At 43.6% G+C, this 500-nt stretch carries 1 protein-coding gene; it reads right to left on the bottom strand.

What is annotated here, in order from left to right; genetic code table 11:
* Positions 1–500: DUF808 family protein (locus tag R7P74_RS29855; RefSeq protein ID WP_318124362.1), on the bottom strand; the 500-nt coding region annotated here is incomplete at both ends.

Below are 500 nucleotides of genomic sequence, written 5' to 3'. Positions count from 1 at the left end.
CCCACAATCGTTAACAACTTCATCAGCTTTGGTGCAAAAGCAACTAAAGCACTGCCAACTTTCGCCATCCAGCCCTTACCTTTTGAGCGAATTTCAAGGTAGAAGCCCAAGTCATCCAATTTCACGATGCCTGCTACTAAGCCATAAACACCAATGGTCATGATGACCGCAATTAAGCTCACCACTAAGATTTGCGTCACAAGACTCGCCCCAGTCACGGTGCCCAACGCAATCACAATAATTTCCGCTGAGAGAATAAAATCGGTTCGAATCGCACCTGCAACTTTTCGCTTTTCGTAATCCTCTAACGACTCGCCCGTATCCACAAGCTCTTCTTTTTCTTCATGGGGATGTGAGTGTGGAAACAGTTTTTCGAGTACTTTTTCAGCCCCTTCAAAACAGAGAAACAAACCGCCGATTAGTAGCAATGGCATGATCAACCAAGGAATAATTGCGCTAATCAATAATGCAGAAGGCACCAAAATAAGTTTGTTTTTAAA

Source organism: Vibrio sp. 2033 (assembly GCF_033339735.1).
The sequence above is the reverse complement of the archived record's forward strand: the minus strand, read 5'-3'. Positions and strand labels throughout refer to the sequence as shown.